The organism is Streptomyces sp. NPDC028331 (assembly GCF_055565775.1).
Genome location: NZ_JBVHTR010000017.1, coordinates 126301 through 142750, shown reverse-complemented (window position 1 = coordinate 142750; position 16450 = coordinate 126301). Strand labels below are relative to the sequence as shown.

The 16450-nt window shown below is 72.1% G+C and carries 13 protein-coding genes; 8 read left to right on the top strand and 5 right to left on the bottom strand.

Annotated features, from left to right (window positions below):
- Positions 1 to 56: 56 nt before the first annotated feature.
- Both ACZ4SW_RS24620 and ACZ4SW_RS24615 read left to right on the top strand, forming a co-directional pair.
- On the top strand, positions 57 to 836 hold the full coding sequence (locus ACZ4SW_RS24620) for an exodeoxyribonuclease III (RefSeq protein WP_468249517.1): 780 nt from the start codon (positions 57 to 59) through the stop codon (positions 834 to 836).
- Positions 837 to 960: 124 nt separating this feature from the next.
- On the top strand, positions 961 to 1401 hold the full coding sequence (locus ACZ4SW_RS24615; RefSeq protein WP_468249511.1) for a DUF6278 family protein: 441 nt from the start codon (positions 961 to 963) through the stop codon (positions 1399 to 1401).
- Here ACZ4SW_RS24615 and ACZ4SW_RS24610 read toward each other — a convergent pair.
- On the bottom strand, positions 1398 to 2039 hold the full coding sequence (locus tag ACZ4SW_RS24610; protein ID WP_468249506.1) for a ScbR family autoregulator-binding transcription factor: 642 nt from the start codon (positions 2037 to 2039) through the stop codon (positions 1398 to 1400). The two genes, ACZ4SW_RS24615 and ACZ4SW_RS24610, sit on opposite strands and share 4 nt — an antisense overlap.
- 136 nt (positions 2040 to 2175) lie before the next feature.
- Between ACZ4SW_RS24610 and ACZ4SW_RS24605 the strand changes: the two genes are divergently transcribed.
- Together ACZ4SW_RS24605 and ACZ4SW_RS24600 are read left to right on the top strand one after the other, a co-directional pair.
- Complete coding sequence (locus tag ACZ4SW_RS24605; protein WP_468249501.1) at positions 2176 to 3045, top strand: ScbA/BarX family gamma-butyrolactone biosynthesis protein; 870 nt, start codon at positions 2176 to 2178, stop codon at positions 3043 to 3045.
- A 267-nt stretch (positions 3046 to 3312) separates the two neighbouring features.
- Complete coding sequence (locus tag ACZ4SW_RS24600; protein WP_468249497.1) at positions 3313 to 4095, top strand: HAD family hydrolase; 783 nt, start codon at positions 3313 to 3315, stop codon at positions 4093 to 4095.
- A gap of 149 nt (positions 4096 to 4244) precedes the next feature.
- Here the strand turns inward: ACZ4SW_RS24600 and ACZ4SW_RS24595 are convergent, their stop codons facing one another.
- The 3 genes from ACZ4SW_RS24595 to ACZ4SW_RS24585 all read right to left on the bottom strand — a co-directional run bounded on the left by ACZ4SW_RS24595 (position 4245) and on the right by ACZ4SW_RS24585 (position 7209).
- Positions 4245 to 4400 (bottom strand): DUF6131 family protein, encoded by a 156-nt coding sequence (locus ACZ4SW_RS24595; protein ID WP_388561174.1) that lies wholly within the window; start codon positions 4398 to 4400, stop codon positions 4245 to 4247.
- A gap of 377 nt (positions 4401 to 4777) precedes the next feature.
- Positions 4778 to 6346: an alpha/beta fold hydrolase gene (locus tag ACZ4SW_RS24590; RefSeq protein WP_468249490.1), complete on the bottom strand. Its 1569-nt coding sequence runs from the start codon at positions 6344 to 6346 to the stop codon at positions 4778 to 4780.
- A 116-nt stretch (positions 6347 to 6462) separates the two neighbouring features.
- Complete coding sequence (locus ACZ4SW_RS24585; RefSeq protein ID WP_468249486.1) at positions 6463 to 7209, bottom strand: hypothetical protein; 747 nt, start codon at positions 7207 to 7209, stop codon at positions 6463 to 6465.
- Between the two features lie 104 nt (positions 7210 to 7313).
- Here ACZ4SW_RS24585 and ggt point away from each other — a divergent pair, with 104 nt between their 5' ends.
- Positions 7314 to 9125, top strand: coding sequence for a gamma-glutamyltransferase (gene ggt / locus ACZ4SW_RS24580; RefSeq protein ID WP_468249482.1), 1812 nt, complete (start codon positions 7314 to 7316; stop codon positions 9123 to 9125).
- Positions 9126 to 9297: 172 nt separating this feature from the next.
- Here the strand turns inward: ggt and ACZ4SW_RS24575 are convergent, their stop codons facing one another.
- Positions 9298 to 11913, bottom strand: a complete 2616-nt coding sequence (locus ACZ4SW_RS24575) for an ATP-dependent Clp protease ATP-binding subunit (RefSeq protein ID WP_468249478.1) — start codon at positions 11911 to 11913, stop codon at positions 9298 to 9300.
- Positions 11914 to 12280: 367 nt separating this feature from the next.
- On the opposite strand from ACZ4SW_RS24575, the gene ACZ4SW_RS24570 reads away from it, so the two are divergent.
- The 3 genes from ACZ4SW_RS24570 (at position 12281) to ACZ4SW_RS24560 (ending at position 16391) form a co-directional block, all read left to right on the top strand.
- Complete coding sequence (locus ACZ4SW_RS24570; protein ID WP_468249473.1) at positions 12281 to 14083, top strand: serine/threonine-protein kinase; 1803 nt, start codon at positions 12281 to 12283, stop codon at positions 14081 to 14083.
- Between the two features lie 185 nt (positions 14084 to 14268).
- On the top strand, positions 14269 to 15111 hold the full coding sequence (locus ACZ4SW_RS24565) for a nitrilase-related carbon-nitrogen hydrolase (RefSeq protein WP_468249469.1): 843 nt from the start codon (positions 14269 to 14271) through the stop codon (positions 15109 to 15111).
- A complete protein-coding gene (locus ACZ4SW_RS24560) occupies positions 15108 to 16391 on the top strand; it encodes an aspartate aminotransferase family protein (protein WP_468249464.1) in 1284 nt (427 codons plus the stop codon). The genes ACZ4SW_RS24565 and ACZ4SW_RS24560 overlap by 4 nt, the downstream gene beginning before the upstream one ends.
- Positions 16392 to 16450 lie beyond the last annotated feature (59 nt).

Below are 16450 nucleotides of genomic sequence, written 5' to 3'. Positions count from 1 at the left end.
AGCCCGGGAGACAGGGCCGGGACCGGTTGTCGTACCCGCCGGGTAGGTTGTGAGGCATGCGCATCGCGACCTGGAACGTGAACTCGATCACCGCCCGCCTCCCGAGGCTCCTGGCCTGGCTGGAGAGCAGCGGCACGGACGTGCTCTGCCTCCAGGAGGCCAAGATCGCGGAGGAGCAGTTCCCGTACGACCCGCTGCGCGAGCTGGGCTACGAGGCGGCGGTGCACGCGACCGGCCGGTGGAACGGCGTCGCGGTGCTCTCCCGCGTCGGCCTGGAGGACGTGGTCAAGGGCCTGCCCGGCGACCCCGGCTACGACGGCGTGGAGGAGCCCCGCGCGATCTCCGCGACCTGCGGCCCGGTCCGCGTCTGGTCGGTGTACGTGCCGAACGGCCGCGAGGTGGACCACCCGCACTACGCGTACAAGCTGCAATGGTTCGAGGCGTTGAAGGCGGCCGTCGCGGGCGACGCCGCGGGCGGCCGCCCGTTCGCGGTGCTGGGCGACTACAACGTGGCGCCGACGGACGACGACGTCTACGACATCGCCGCCTTCGAGGGCTCGACCCACGTCACCCCGGCCGAGCGCGCCGCCCTGGCCTCCCTGCGCGAGGCGGGCCTCCAGGATGTGGTGCCGCGCCCGCTGAAGTACGAGCACCCGTTCACGTACTGGGACTACCGCCAGCTCTGCTTTCCCAAGAACCGCGGTATGCGCATCGACCTGGTGTACGGCAACAAGCCGTTCGCCAAGGCGGTCAAGGACGCCTATGTGGACCGCGAGGAACGCAAGGGCAAGGGCGCCTCCGACCACGCGCCGGTGGTCGTGGACCTCGAGCCGTAGCCGCCCCCCGCCGAAGGGGCGGACGAGGTCTAGGTCTCTGCGCGGTCGCCCCCGCCGAAGGGGCGTGACGGTGGCCCCTGCGCGCCTGTGGTGTCTCGACGCGCGCCGGTGTCACGCTGGGCGTATGAACATCTCCTTCCTGGGCAACTGGCGCAAGAAACGCGGCCCCGCCTTGGGCGTCGCGGTGTTCTCCGACGGTGACGCCGACGCGGCCGGTGTCAGTGGACTGCTGTCCGAATGCGAGCTGTTGCGTGCGCACGCCGAGCAGGCGGGGGTGGAACTCGACGACTCCACCGCCTCGTTGGAGGCGCTCGACCAGCTTCTGCCGCGCTGGCGCGACGACGCCGAGACCCTGCCCTGGCTCGGGAACGACGCGGGGCTCTACCTGGGCACGGTCATCGTGCGCACCGTCCCGGGCGCCGCCTGGGAGATCTGGCCGAACGGCCACCCGGTGGTCCGGCTGGCCTCGGGACGCGAGATCGACGTGGTCACCGACGGCCACACCTGGGCCGCCACGGGCGCCCCCGAGCTGTCCCAGGTGTATGCGGAGGTGGCCGAGAGCTAACCAGGGACGTCTGCGGCCACCTGGGCGCCCACCCTGGCCAGCAGACTCCGGGGCGCGGGGTCGGCCTGGAGGCCCGGAAGGAGCAACAGCCACAGGTCGGTCAGGCGGTCCTCGATCAGCAGACGGTCGTCGAGGGCGTCCGAGAGCGTGTGCAGCCCGAAGAAGGCGGCGACCAGGGTGGGTGCGTCGCGGCCGGGCTCCGCCCCCGGCGCGAGGTCTCCGTCGGCGCGTGCCCGGGTGAGCATGCGCTCGACCGTGGCGATCCAGTCCACGAAGGGCGGAGGCATCTCGATGTCGATGGACTTCCGCTCGGCCCACAGCCGGGCGCCCGCGCGGACGAGGACGTCGTCACGAAAGGCCCGGGCGACCGTGAAGCTCAGGCCGACGAGCTTTTCCAGGGCCGGTCGCGCGACGGCTTCATGGCGCGCGATCACCGCCGGCCAGGTCGCGAAATGCGCATTCACCACGGCGAGGGCGAGGTGTTCCTTGTTGGTGTAGTGGAAGTAGATGGCTCCGCTGGTGCGGCCGGACCGGTCGCTGATGTCACTGATACTGGTCCCCGCGTACCCTCGTTCGAAGAACAGGTGAGCTGCTGCCAGCAATACGGCTCTGCGGGTTTCTTCCGCCCGTTCCTGCACGCGTCGCCCCTTGTCCGTCGATGGGTCGCGAGGAGGAATGTAGCCGTCCTGCCGGAAAGTCAGGAGCGCCGCGCATGCGAAAGCAGCAATGGTCTTATTAGCTTTTTGCATGGATTCCCGCTTCTGTTGTGCGTCCTTGAGCCGGTCCAGGACCGTCGAACGCGAGGCGGTGCACCGGGTTTCGGTGGCCGAGGTCCTGCTGACGGACGTCCGCCGCTGCGGGCCGCTCACCTTCTGTGCCGCCGCCGCGTGGACCCGCTCGCATCCCACGTTCCCCCGCGGCCGTGACGACCGGCACAGCCCCTGGATGGTCGTCGAGACGCTGCGCCAGCTCGGCATCTGCGTTCCGCTGCGCCACTTCGGCGTGCCGGCCGCGGCGCGCTTCCTGATCGGCGACGTGTCGTTCCGGCTCGACACGGCGGCGGAGCCCACGGCGCCGCACGGCGCCAGCGAGGTCACCTGTCGGGTGTGGGTCGATGACCTCCGTACCGACGGGAGCGGAGAACGGCTGTCCGCCCTGCGGATGCGGGCCGAATTCCACGCCGACGGCCGCACGTTCGCCCGGGCGGCGGGCGGGGCGCGGATTGTCGGCGCCCGGCGGTACGCCGAACTCCGGTCCGGGTCCGCGGCGGCGGTCCCGGCGCCGAGCGGCCGCCCCCGGCCCGAACCCGCCGTCCTGGGGCTGGAGTCGAGGGCCGATGTCCTCGTCTCCCGGCGAGGGGACGACATCCTGGTGGACCCGGCCGACCCCCGTCACCCGTACTACTTCGACCACGGCACCGACCACGTGCCCGGCATGGCCCTGTTCGAGGCGGCGCGGCAGGCGATCGCCCTGCGCAGCGGGGGACTTCTTCTCCGGCCGGTCTCCGGCCGTATGACGGCCCTGAAGTTCACCGAACACGCACCGCCTGCCGTCATTCACGGCTCCCTGCACGGCCGGACCGGCTTTTTCGTCGTCCGGCAGGGCGGTGAGCGCACGGCCGAGGGTGTGCTGCGTTATCGCTGAGGCATCACCCACACGTGGGTATTGCGGTGGCAAATCTTCACGACCGCTCCGAACGAGCGTAGCGTTCATTATGTTTCTGGTTCCGGATGCGGTCAGGACCACCGCAGACCGCGATGTGTGACCCATGCATGCGTGAACCAGCCATCTTCGCCTGCGTCATCACGCTTTCCTGAAGCGAAAAGCGAAGCAGGCGCACACCCGGTACCCCCCACCGGCGGACCGTGCCGCCGTGCGGCCGTTCCGTCCTGCGCCAAGAACGGCACACACATGGCAACCCATCGTATTTTCGACTGGACTCCCGAGGCCGTCGTCTTCGACTGCGACGGCACCCTGGTGGACTCCGAACGGCACTGGCAGAAAGCGCGGGACACCGTTCTGCGGGACCACGGCGTCGCACCCGACGCGGAGTTCACGCGCCGCAGCACGGGTCTGCACTACACCGAGTGCGGCGCCCTCATGGCCCGCCTGGCCGGCAGGCCGGACAGAGCCGAGGAGATGACCCGGCAACTCCTGGCGGCGTTCCGCGCGCTCGTCGCCCGGGATCCCGTGCCGATGCCCGGAGCCCGGGCCCTGGTCACGGCCCTGAGCCGGGTCGTACCGCTGGCCGTGGCCAGCAACTGCCCTGCCGACGTGGTGGAGTTCTCCCTCGAGTCCGTGGGGCTGCGGCACCACTTCCGGCACATCGTCGTGCCGGGCGCGGCCGTACGCCCCAAGCCGTACCCCGACGCCTACGCCGAGGCCGCGCGGCGGCTGGGCGTGGAGTGCGGCAGAGCCCTGGCCGTGGAGGACTCGGTCAACGGGCTGAAGGCCGCCGGTGCGGCGGGCCTGCGGACCGTCGCGGTGGGGCGGCACCCCGACGGTGAGGCCGCGGCCCTGGCCGACCTGTGGGTGGACACGCTGGAGGACCCCGGGCTGCTGGCCTGGGCGTCCGGCAGGCCCGCCGCGCCGGGGGACGGGCCCGGCGCCGCACGCCCCGTCCGGCCCCGGCCGACGGTCCCCAGACAGGGCGGGCCGGCCGGAACCGGGGCCGTGCCCCGGCGGCAGGCGTGACGGCTCCGGCGGACCTCCGGTGACGACGGCCGACGCCGGGTGCGGACACGCACGGGTCCCGCCCTCACGGGCCGGGTGAGCCCGGCCGCGCGGGGAGCGGGACCTGTCGTGTGCCGCCGGTCCCGGCGGCGCCCATCGACGGACCGGCACTACCAGTAGTGCCGTCGCCCGAAGACCGCGTGTCCGAGGGAGCCGAGCAGGAAGAGCACCGCTCCGATGACGACGAGGATGATCCCGATCGTCCAGAGAATGGCGATCTTCGCGACGAACCCGATGATGAGCAGAATGATCCCCAGGATGACCATGACGCCTCCCGACGCGGGCTGCCGCCGGGCCCAGACCCCTTGAGCGGTGCCCAATAAATCCTATTTTCGGAGTTCCCGGCGCCCTACGCTCCAAACACGCCGCGACGAACGGTGCGGCACCGCGGCCCGCCCGCCGTCGCCGCAGGCCCGCGGAGCACGTGTCGTACCGCTCCTCGGAGGGGGCGGGGGTCTGGGACCGCCCGCCCTGAGCGGACCTAACCACCGCCTGCCGGGCACATCGCGCCGGGTCTCGACTACGATGTGCCGTTCATCCCCGTGGTGTTGACGGCCGTGGGGATCCCCCGCGGTCCGTCGACCACGGGGGGACAGGGGAGCAGCAGCTCAGAGGGCCGGGCCCGGAAGGCGGCAGCCGAAGATCACTGCTCGCGCAGCGGAATCGACACGTACGACGGGTCGTTCGCGGGCGAGGAGAAGGTCAGCTGTGCGCCGGACGGGTTGTGCTCCGTGTACAGCGGGTCGACCGTGTCGACGACCAGGGCGAGGCGGTGCCCGGCCGGGACGTCGTAGGCCGTGGAGAACAGCTCCAGGTCGACGCCGAACGGCGTGCCGGGCGTCCGCCCGTGCCAGGTGTACGGCGCGTTGCTGACCAGCTTGCCGAGGCCGAGCGGGCCCACGTCGTACAGGTACGCGACGAGGGTTCCGCTCTCCTCGGTGGGCGTGAGCGTGGTGTGCAGCCTCGCCGTGCCACGCACGTGCTGGGGGCCGGCGTACTTCCCCGACTGCCATACGGCGGCCCAGCGGCGCGGAAGCAGCGGGATCGACGCGACCGGCGGGAGATGGGCCACCTGGTCGAGGATGCTGGAGAGGAAGACCACCCCGCCGTCCGCGCCGGAGTCCACGTTCGCGTGGATCGTGGTGGTGCCCGCGAGGTCGATCTTCCTCGTGGCCGCGCCCACCGACTTCCAGTCCGGGTAGCCCTCGTAGCCGCCGGTGGAGCGGGACTTGAGCTCGACCGGCTGCTCACGGTCGATGCCGTTGTCCGCGCCCTTGAGGTAGTGGTCGAACCAGCGCTCGGTGTCGGTCCACACGTCGTTGGGCACCCCGAACAGCCCGGTCAGCTCGGGCGTGGCATGGTCGCCCGGGCGGAGTTCCAGTCTCTTGGGGACCGTCAGCTTCTCGTAGAAGTCGGCGTACTGGTTGGGCGGGAAGACCGTGTCGCCCCAGGCGTTGGCGAGCAGAACCGCCGCGCCGTTCGTGTTGAGCCGGTCGACGTAGGTGGCGGGGGAGCGCTTCTTGCCCCACGCGATCAGCTCGGGCTCCTTGGCGAGGTTCGAGGCGTAGAAGTCGTCGAACGTCTGCCGCACTTCGGGGCTCTCACGGCCGGTGAGCGTGGCCGCGCCGTCCAGTACGGCGGCCGCCTGGACGTGCTGGGTGCGGCCGGAGTAGATCGAGTCGATCAGGTCCGCCCAGCCGCTGAGCGAGGCGACCGCCTTGATGCGCTTGTCGTGCGCGGCGGCCAGCAGGCTGATGCCGGCGCCGTAGGAGACGCCCGCCATGCCGATGTGCCCGGGGGCGGCCGGGGTGTGCGCGAGCGCCCAGTCGATCACCTTGGAGGCATCGGCTACGTCGGGTGGCCCCGCGACTTCTATCTCGCCGCCGGACTGCCAGAAGCCGCGCACGTTGTAGGTCAGCACCACGTACCCCGAATCCGCGAGCTTCCGCGCCTGCGCCAGGTACTCGACCTGCGGCAGGCCCCAGCTCGTCGGGAGGACGATCAGCGGATAGCGGCGCGTGCCGTCCGCGTCCGCGGGCGTGACGACGTTCGCCTTGAGGACCGTGCCGCCGTCACCGGTGATGTCGACGAACCGGACGTCGTTCGCGGCGGCCTGAGGGACGGGGGCGAGTCCGAGGGCGCTGCCGGCGATCAAGGTCGCCGAGACGGCACCCACGGCGGTCGTGCGCAGGGTCTTGCGGGACGTTCCCACGGGTCACTCCTCACTCGTGTCAGCGCAAAGTGACCCGACGGTAACCGCATCCCCTTACCAGAGGTAACCCGTCGGTAAGTTACGTGCCAGTAAAGATTGTTGAACCCTGTCGCGACCTAGGAGGCGGTGTGCGAGCTCCGTGTGGTTGGCGTGGGGGCCGGAGTCTGCGCCGCGCGTGTGACGTCGCCCACCAGCTCCACCACATCGGGGCCGTACGCCTCGGAGTTGACCACCTTCAGCAGCAGGACGAAGGAACCTGCGCCGTACTTGCGGGCCAGACGCTCGTGATGGCGCGCGAGGTAGCGCGTCGCCGCCTGGTTGGTGATCGCGCGCTGGCCGCAGAAGAGGAACACCGGCCGCGACAGGCCCCCGACGATCCGGGCCAGCAGGACGTACTCGGCGACGCCGCGTTCCATGCGGTACTGCTCGCCGCCGATCTGGAACGCGCCCTGGTCCGGCCCCCGTTCCGGGTCGAGGTTGACCCGCACGCCCGGCAGCATGGCCGACAAGTGGGCGAGCATCCTCCGGTTGGACCCCGGTCCGCCCACACAGAACTCCGTCCGCTCGCCGAAGCCCTGCTGTGCCGCGTCCTGGGTGACGATCCGGGCGTTGGCCCCGCAGTCCTTGATGAGGGCGGACAGTTCCAGGAGGGCGAACACGTCGTAGCGGTGCACCGCCAGATCCGGGCTGCCGGCGTCCCGGTTGACCACGAGCAGCGACTCGGAATTGTCGGGCAGCCCGAAGAAGGCCTGCTTGCGCCGCAGCTTCCGCTTCCAGAGATAGGTGCGGGCCACCCAGCCGAGCGCGGCGCTGATGCCCGTCGCCAACACGCCCAGGACGATGTTGCGCACGTCGTCGTTCATGGGCGCGCATGCTAGTCCCCCGTTCGGGCCACTGGCCCAGGCGGTGCTGACGAGTCCATGGCAATGTGGTTACCCTGCGTGGACGCACGTCACTGGAGGTACGAATGCGTCGCCCTGTCGCGCGGAAACTGGCGGTTTCGGCGGTCTCGGCCGTCCTGGTGTCGGTGGGAGCGGCGGCGCCGCCGCACGCCGCCCCGGCACCGGAGAAATCGACCCCGGAGAAGGTGCCCGTGGCCGTGGGGTACGGCGGGGCCGTGGCGAGCGTGGACGCGGACGCGTCCGCCGCCGGCATCGAGGTCCTCAGGAAGGGCGGCAACGCGGTCGACGCGGCCGTCGCCACCGCCGCCGCGCTCGGCGTCACCGAGCCCTACTCCGCGGGCGTCGGCGGGGGCGGCTACTTCGTCTACTACGACGCCAGGTCCCGCACCGTGCACACCATCGACGGCCGCGAGACGGCACCGCTGACCGCCGACTCCAACCTCTTCGTGGAGAACGGCAAGCCGCTCGCCTTCGCCGACGCCGTCAGCAGCGGCCTGAGCGTCGGCACCCCGGGCACGCCCGCGACCTGGCAGAAGGCGCTGGACGAGTGGGGCACCGAGCGGCTCGGCACGGTGCTGAAGCCGGCCGAGCGGATCGCCCGCGACGGCTTCACCGTCGACGACACCTTCCGCTCGCAGACCGCCGCCAACGAGACCCGCTTCCGGTACTTCCCGGACACGGCCCAGCTCTTCCTGCCGGGCGGCCGGCTCCCCGTGGTCGGCTCCACCTTCAAGAACCCCGACCTCGCCCGCACCTACGAGGAGCTGGGCCGCAAGGGCATAGGCGCGATCTACCACGGCGACCTCGGCAAGGACATCGTCGCCACCGTCGACAAGCCCCCGGTGGACCCGGCCTCGGGATGGAACGCCCGCCCGGGCAGGCTGTCCGAGAAGGACCTCGCGGCCTACCGCGCCAAGCTCCAGGCGCCCACGAAAACCTCGTACCGCGGCCTCGGCGTCTACTCCATCGCCCCGTCGTCCTCCGGTGGCACCACGGTCGGCGAGGCGCTGAACATCCTGGAGAAGACCGACCTTTCCAAGGCGAGCGAGGTGCAGTACCTGCACCACTTCATCGAGGCCGCCCGGATCGCGTTCGCGGACCGCGGGCGCTGGGTCGGCGACCCCGCCTTCGAGGACGTCCCGACCAGGGAACTGCTGTCGCAGAAGTTCGCCGACTCGCGCGCCTGCCTCATCAAGGACGACGCGGTGCTCACCAGCCCGCTCGCGCCCGGCGACCCGCGCCACCCGGCGCCCTGCGCGTCCCGCGGCACGGCGGCCCCGACCACGTACGAGGGCGAGAACACCACGCACCTCACGGTGGCCGACAAGTGGGGCAACGTCGTCTCCTACACCCTGACCATCGAGCAGACCGGCGGCAGCGGCATCACCGTCCCGCACCGCGGCTTCCTGCTCAACAACGAGCTGACGGACTTCTCCTTCACGCCCGCCAATCCGGCCGTGCACGACCCGAACCTGCCCGGCCCCGGCAAGCGGCCGCGCTCCTCGATCTCGCCGACGATCGTGCTCGACAAGCAGGGACGTCCGGTCGTCGCGCTGGGCTCGCCCGGCGGCGCGACCATCATCACCACCGTGCTGCAGACCCTGACCGAGTTCCTCGACCGGCATCTGCCGCTCGTCGACGCGATCGCCGCACCGCGCGCCAGCCAGCGCAACGCCGCGAAGACGGAACTCGAACCCGCCCTCTACAACAGCCCTCTGCGCGCCCGGCTGGAAGCCATCGGGCACTCCTTCACGCTGAACCCGGAGATCGGCGCGGCGACGGGCGTACAGCGCCTGCCGGGCGGCGCGTGGCTGGCCGCGGCCGAGAAGGTGCGCCGCGGCGGCGGCTCGGCGATGGTGGTGAACCCGGCGCCGTGACCGGCATCCCGGCCCGGCGCCGTGACCGGGCATCCCGCCGTGACCGGCGTGCCGCCCCGCCGGTGGTGACCGGCATCCCGGCCCGATGACCCTGAACTAATGCCGCCCGGCGGCCGTGCTGACGGCCGCCGGGCGGTTCCTGTCACGCCGGGCCTCATGCATCCCGGGCGGTTCACCAGGGGGCGGTCCGGCCTTCCCGGTGGGGCGCCGCACCGTCGCCCGGCTCGCGGGGAGCCGAGGCCCCCGCCGAGGCCGGCGGCCGCGGACGGAAGACGAGTTCGCCCTTCTCGGCATCGACGTCGACATCGACCCGGCTGCCGCGCTCGATCCGGCCGTCCAGGAGCAGACGGGAGAGCCGGTTGTCCAGTTCCCGCTGGATCGTGCGGCGCAGCGGTCGTGCGCCGTACTCCGGCTGGTAGCCGCGCCGCGCCAGCCACTCCACGGCCCCTTCGCTGAACGTCACCTCGATGTCCTGCGCCCGCAGCCGGCGCCGGGTCTTGTCGAGCAGCAGGTCCGTGATGCGCCGCAGTTGCTCGGTCGTCAGCTCGCGGAACACGACGATCTCGTCGATGCGGTTGAGGAACTCCGGCCGGAAGTGCTGGCGCAGCGGACGCAGGATCTGCTCGCGCCGCGCCTCCTCGTCCGCGTCCGCGCCGCCCGCACCGAACCCGATGCCGGCGCCGCGCCGGGTGATCGCCTCCGAGCCGAGGTTGCTCGTCATCACGATGACCGTGTTGGTGAAGTCCACCGTCCGGCCCTGGGAGTCGGTCAGCCGCCCGTCGTCGAGGACCTGCAGCAGGATGTTGAAGACGTCCGGGTGCGCCTTCTCCACCTCGTCGAGCAGCAGCAGCGAGTACGGGTGCCGCCGTACGACCTCGGTGAGCTGCCCGGCCTCCTCGTGGCCCACGTACCCGGGCGGGGCGCCCACCAGCCGGCTGACGGTGTGCCGCTCCTGGTACTCGCTCATGTCGAGCCGGACCATGCGCTCCTCGCTGCCGAACAGCGCCTCCGCGAGCGCCCGGGCCAGCTCCGTCTTGCCGACACCGGTCGGGCCGAGGAAGAGGAAGCTGCCGATCGGCCGCTCCGGGCTGGACAGTCCGGCCCGCGAACGCAGCACCGCGTCCGCCACGACGGCGACCGCCTCGTCCTGCCCGACGACCCGCTGGTGCAGATGCTCCTCCAGACCGAGCAGCCGTTCCTTCTCCTCCTCGGTGAGGCGGCTCACCGGGATGCCGGTCTGCCGGGACACCACCTCGGCGATGGCCTCCGCGGTGACCTCCAGATGCTGCCCCTCGTCGGCCTCGGGCTCGCCGCTCGCCTCCTCGATGCGCCGCTTCAGCTCGACGATGCGGTCACGCAACCGTGTGGCCTGCTCGTACTGTTCGTCGGCCACCGCCTGGTCCTTGTCCCGGGTCAGCCGCTCGGCCTCCCGCTCCAGCGCCCGTACGTCCGTGCCCTTCGTCTTGGCGCGCAGCCGCACCCGGGCGCCGGCCTGGTCGATCAGGTCGATCGCCTTGTCCGGCAGGTGACGGTCGGTGAGGTACCGGTCGGACAACTCCACGGCGGCCACCAGCGCCTCGTCGGTGTACCGCACCTGGTGGTGGGCCTCGTAGCGGTCCCGCAGCCCGCGCAGGATCTCGATGGCGTCCTGGACGGACGGCTCGGGCACCAGGATGGGCTGGAAGCGGCGGGCCAGCGCCGCGTCCTTCTCGATCCTGCGGTACTCCTCCAGCGTGGTGGCGCCCACGACGTGCAGTTCGCCGCGGGCCAGGGCGGGCTTGAGGATGTTGCCCGCGTCCATGGAACCGCCCTCCGTGCCGCCGCCCCCGGCGCCCACCACGGTGTGCAGTTCGTCGATGAAGACGATCAGTTCGTCCGAGTGGGCGCGGATCTCGCCGACGATGTTGTTCAGCCGCTCCTCGAAGTCGCCCCGGTAGCGGGTGCCGGCGACCACACCGGTCAGGTCCAGGGCGACGACCCGGCGGCTGAGCAGGACGTCGGGCACGTCGCCGTCGGCGATGCGCTGCGCCAGCCCCTCCACGATGGCCGTCTTGCCGACGCCCGCGTCACCGATGAGCACCGGGTTGTTCTTCCCGCGGCGGGAGAGCACCTCGATCGTCTGCTCGATCTCCTCCTCGCGTCCGATCACCGGGTCGATGCGGCCCTGCCGCGCGAGGTCCGTGAGGTCCCTGCCGTACTTGTCCAGGGTCGGGGTCGAGCTGGGGCGCGGGCGTTCCGGGCGCGCGGGTGCGTGCTCGCCGGCCTCCGGCGGCAGCGGGGAGGGGGCGAAGCGCGTCGAGTGGAGGATGTGCCCGGCGGCCGAGTCGGGGTTCGCGGCGAGCGCGCTGAGCACGTGCTCGGGGCCGATGTAGCCGGTGCCGCTGGCCCGGGCCAGTTCGTGCGCGTCCAGCAGGGCGCGCTTGACGGCGGGCGTCAGGGAGAGCGAGGTGGGCGGCGGCGCGTCGCCCGAGGTCTGCTGGACCGGGCCGGAGCGCTCGTCGATCTCCGAGGCCAGCGAGTCGGGGTCCGCCCCGGCGCGGCTGAGCAGACTTCGGGTCGGTTCGGTGGCGAGCGCGGCGCGCAGCAGGTGCTGGGTGTCGAGGTCGCGACTGCCGTGCTCCGCGGCGTAGCGTGCGGCACCGGCGACCAGTTGCCGGGCCGGCTCGCTCAGGAGCCGACCGAGGTCGATCTGCCGGGGGCCGGGACGCTGGCCACCGAAAATACGTGCGAAGAACTCTGCGAAGGGGTCCGAGCCGTAGCCCTGCGGACCCGTGAAGCCGCTGGTCATGGCCTTCCGTTCCGCTGATGTACATGCCGGTCCGTCGCGGGTGCCCTGAGTTGTCCGGTTTACACCTGAGGTGCGGGTGCCGGGCCGCGCTTAGAACACCATCGCACGATCGCTGTTCAGGGGCATGTCCAGAGCTTCCGGGGCATGTCCGGAGCGCGACGGGGAGGGGCTTGCCCGTAGGGGCTTGCCCCTCGCCGGGCGGCCGGTCCTCGGGCGCGGTGCCCGTGGTGCGGGCGGGGCGCGCACAGGTCGCGCATGCTCCGCTGGAGCGCACTGCGTCCGCTCTGAAAACTGCCTGTAGCCCATCTGTAACACGAGGGGTGTTTTCTACCGGACTGGAGCACTCCACTCGGGCGGGAGCTGAGCGATGGCGGTGGATCAACTCCCGGGTGCTGTGCGGGAGTTCGCGAGCTACCTGAACGGGCTGCTGGCGCGGCTCGACCAGGGCGGCGGCTGGTGCGGCGTCTTCTGGCAGCGCGACCCCGACGGCATGCGGGCCTGCCTGGACGGCCGGGAGGTGCCGCCCTGGGACGTCGTGGAGGCGTTGCTGCAGGACCTCGGCGCCGCACAGGGGCCCGCGGTCGCCGTGCGGGAGGCCGAGCGGGCGCGGGCGCTGCACGGTGCCTCGCTGGCCGCGCACGACGCCCGGCCGGGGGCCCGGGAGGCGCTCGCCGACCGTCTCGACGTGATGCTCCGCGAGCGGCGTTTCGCGGCGGAGCGCCAGGCGGACCTCGCGCGCCGGCTGGAGTCGGCGGCCACCCGGGAGGAGGCCGCGGCCCTCCGGCTCGACCTGGCCTGGGCCCACGACGACCACGACCGGGCCACGGCCCGCTGCGCGGAGCTGCGTCGCCGCATGGAGGCCCTCGAGCACCGCGCCCTGCCGGCCCCGGGCACGCGGCCCTCCGGGGCGGCCCGGACCGGGGACGTCTTCCGTGCGGAGCGGGAAACGGCCCCGGAGGCCCGCGCACCCGGGGAGACGGGCGGTGGGAGCGCTCCGGCGCCGTCGGGCGGCCGTGTGGAGGGCCGGGGGGCGCAAGGCCGCTGGGCGGAGGCGGCCCGCGCCCGCCGGGGCGAGTGGACGCAGACCGGGCGGGCCTGGCCACAGGGCCCGGACACGGCGCCGAAGCGGCCTCACGGCGGACCGGGAGCCCCGGACACGGAACCGGCCGACGACGCCTCCGTCTGGCGCCGTGACCGCGCCGACGGCGCCCCCGGACGGGCTTCCACGGGGCTGGGCGGCGGCCCGTCCGCCGAACCCGTGAACCGCGAACGTGCGAACCGCGAATCTGCGAACCACGAATCTGCGAACCGCGAACCTGCGAACCATGACCATGCGAACCACGAGCCGGTGAACCACGAACCCGCGAACCGCGAGCCCGTGGAGCCCGAACCCATGAGCCCCGCCCCCCGCCCGGCCCCCGTGTCCGTGGACGCCCCCGCCAAGCAGCGCCCCAAGCGCCGCGCCCGCGGCAGCGCCCGTTTCGCCGGAATGATGGACGTGCAGGAGCCGCCGACCGGCGCCGTTCCGCCCGTCGCCGCGCCCGCGCCGGGGCGCCGCAGCCCCCGTGGCGCCCGGTTCGCCGGGGCCGCCGACGCCGAGACCCACGAGACCTCACAGCCGCGTACACCCTCCCTCGACGAGGCCGACCGGCGGCTCACCGCCGACACCGTCGCCGCGCTCGTCCGGCTGCGCGCCGAGGGCCGCAGCGGCGAGGCGCACGCCCTGCTCGTCGAGGCCGCCCACTGGCCCGCCGCCCGCTACCCCCTGCTCGCCGCCGAACTGCAGCGCGCGGGCCTCGACGCCGACTGGGCCACCCTGCTGTGGGAGGCGGCCTCCCTGCCCGCCGACCGCCTCGTCGCCGCCGCGGACGCGCTCACCGCGGCCGGCCGCACCACGGACGGCGAGCAGATGCTGCGGCAGGGCGTCGCACGGCCCGCGCCCGAGGTCGGTGAGGCCGTCCTGGTCCTGGACGCCGACGGCCGGCACCGCGAGGTGAGTGCGCTCCTCGACGCCTACGTGCGCGTCCGTACTCCTCAGGAGGCGGCCCGCAGTGTCGCCCCGGACCCGCAGCGGCTCGTACCGTTGCTCCTGGAGGCCGCCCGGGGTGTCTCCGCCGAGCGTCACTGGGACCTCGTCCACGCACTCAGGGTCGCCGGATTCACCGCCTGACCGGCCCGCCGACAATCCGATCACTCACCCGCGGGGGTGCGAAACGTGATCGACTCAGCGGGTTGACGACGATGGTCTTGGCAAGGCCGCCGCGGAGGCTTACGTTCGAGCCTCTACAGCCTGGCTCTACGGGCGTAGAGGCTCTCTGACGTCCCCCGCGGACCATCAGGCAAAGGAGCGGCACCATGGCCCACGTCGTACGCGCCGCACTGGTCCAGGCGACCTGGACCGGCGACACCGAATCCATGATCGCCAAGCATGTGGAGCACGCCCGGGAGGCGGCCCGGCAGGGCGCGAAGGTGATCGGCTTCCAGGAAGTGTTCAACGCCCCGTACTTCTGCCAGGTCCAGGAGCCCGAGCACTACCGCTGGGCCGAGCAGGTGCCCGACGGGCCGACGGTGCGCCGTATGCGGGCCCTCGCCCGCGAGACCGGCATGGTGATCGTGGTCCCCGTCTTCGAGGTAGAGCAGTCCGGCTTCTACTACAACACCGCGGCCGTCATCGACGCCGACGGCACCTACCTCGGCAAGTACCGCAAGCACCACATCCCCCAGGTCAAGGGCTTCTGGGAGAAGTACTTCTTCAAACCCGGGAACCTCGGCTGGCCCGTCTTCGACACCGCGGTCGGCAAGGTCGGCGTGTACATCTGCTACGACCGCCACTTCCCGGAGGGCTGGCGGCAGCTCGGCCTGAACGGCGCCCAGCTCGTCTACAACCCCTCCGCCACCCACCGCGGCCTGTCCTCCCACCTCTGGCAGCTCGAACAGCCCGCGGCGGCCGTCGCCAACGAGTACTTCGTCGCCGCGATCAACCGCGTGGGCCGCGAGGAGTACGGCGACAACGACTTCTACGGGACGAGCTACTTCGTCGACCCCCGTGGGCAGTTCGTGGGCGAGGTCGCGAGCGACAAGGAGGAGGAACTCGTCGTGCGGGACCTCGACTTCGACCTCATCGAAGAAGTGCGGCAGCAGTGGGCGTTCTACCGCGACCGCCGCCCCGACGCGTACGAAGGACTGGTGAAGCCGTGAGCGACCTGTACGACCGCCACAGGGCCGTCCTGCCCGAGTGGCTGGCCCTCTACTACAAGGACCCCCTGGAGATCACCCACGGCGAGGGCCGGCACGTCTGGGACGCGGACGGGAAGAGGTACCTGGACTTCTTCGGCGGCATCCTGACCACGATGACCGCGCACGCCCTGCCCGAGGTGACCAAGGCGGTGAGCGAGCAGGCCGGGCGGATCATCCACTCGTCCACGCTCTACCTCAACCGGCCCATGGTCGAACTCGCCGAGCGGATCGCCCAGCTCAGCGGCATCCCGGACGCCCGCGTCTTCTTCACCACCTCCGGGACCGAGGCCAACGACACGGCGCTGCTGCTCGCGACGACGTACCGGCGCAGCAACCAGATCCTGGCGATGCGCAACAGCTACCACGGCCGCTCGTTCAGCGCGATCGGCATCACCGGCAACCGCGGCTGGTCCCCGACCTCCCTGTCCCCGCTCCAGACGCTCTACGTCCACGGCGGGGTCCGCACCCGCGGCCCGTTCGCCCACCTGAGCGACGCCGAGTTCATCGCGGCCTGCGTCGAGGACCTGAGGGACCTCCTCGGCCACACCCGCCCGCCCGCCGCGCTGATCGCGGAACCCATCCAGGGAGTCGGCGGCTTCACCTCGCCGCCCGACGGGCTGTACGCGGCCTTCCGCGACGTCCTCCGGGAGCACGGCATCCTCTGGATCGCGGACGAGGTGCAGACCGGCTGGGGCCGCACCGGCGACCACTTCTGGGGCTGGCAGGCGCACGGGCAGAGCGGCCCGCCGGACATCCTCACCTTCGCCAAGGGCATCGGCAACGGCATGTCCATCGGCGGCGTCGTCGCCCGCGCGGAGATCATGAACTGCCTCGACGCCAACTCCATCTCGACGTTCGGCGGCACGCAGATCACCATGGCCGCCGGGCTGGCCAACCTCACGTACCTGCTGGAGCACGACCTCCAGGGCAACGCCCGGCGCGTCGGCGGACTGCTCATCGAGCGGCTGCGGGCCGTCGCCGCCCAGCTCCCGGGCGTGCGGGAGGTGCGCGGACGCGGACTGATGATCGGCGTCGAGCTGGTGCGGCCCGGCACCGACGAGGCCGACCCCGACGCTGCGGCCGCCGTGCTCGAAGCGGCCCGCGACGGCGGTCTGCTGATCGGCAAGGGCGGCGGGCACAACACCAGCGTGCTGCGCATCGCCCCGCCGCTGACGCTCACCGTCGCGGAGGCCGAGGAGGGTGCCGCGATCCTCGAGCAGGCCCTCGGGAGCGTCCACTGATGACCCGTTCCCCCGACAGCACCGTCATGAGGTGTCTTCCGTAGGACCAGAGCAAGGGG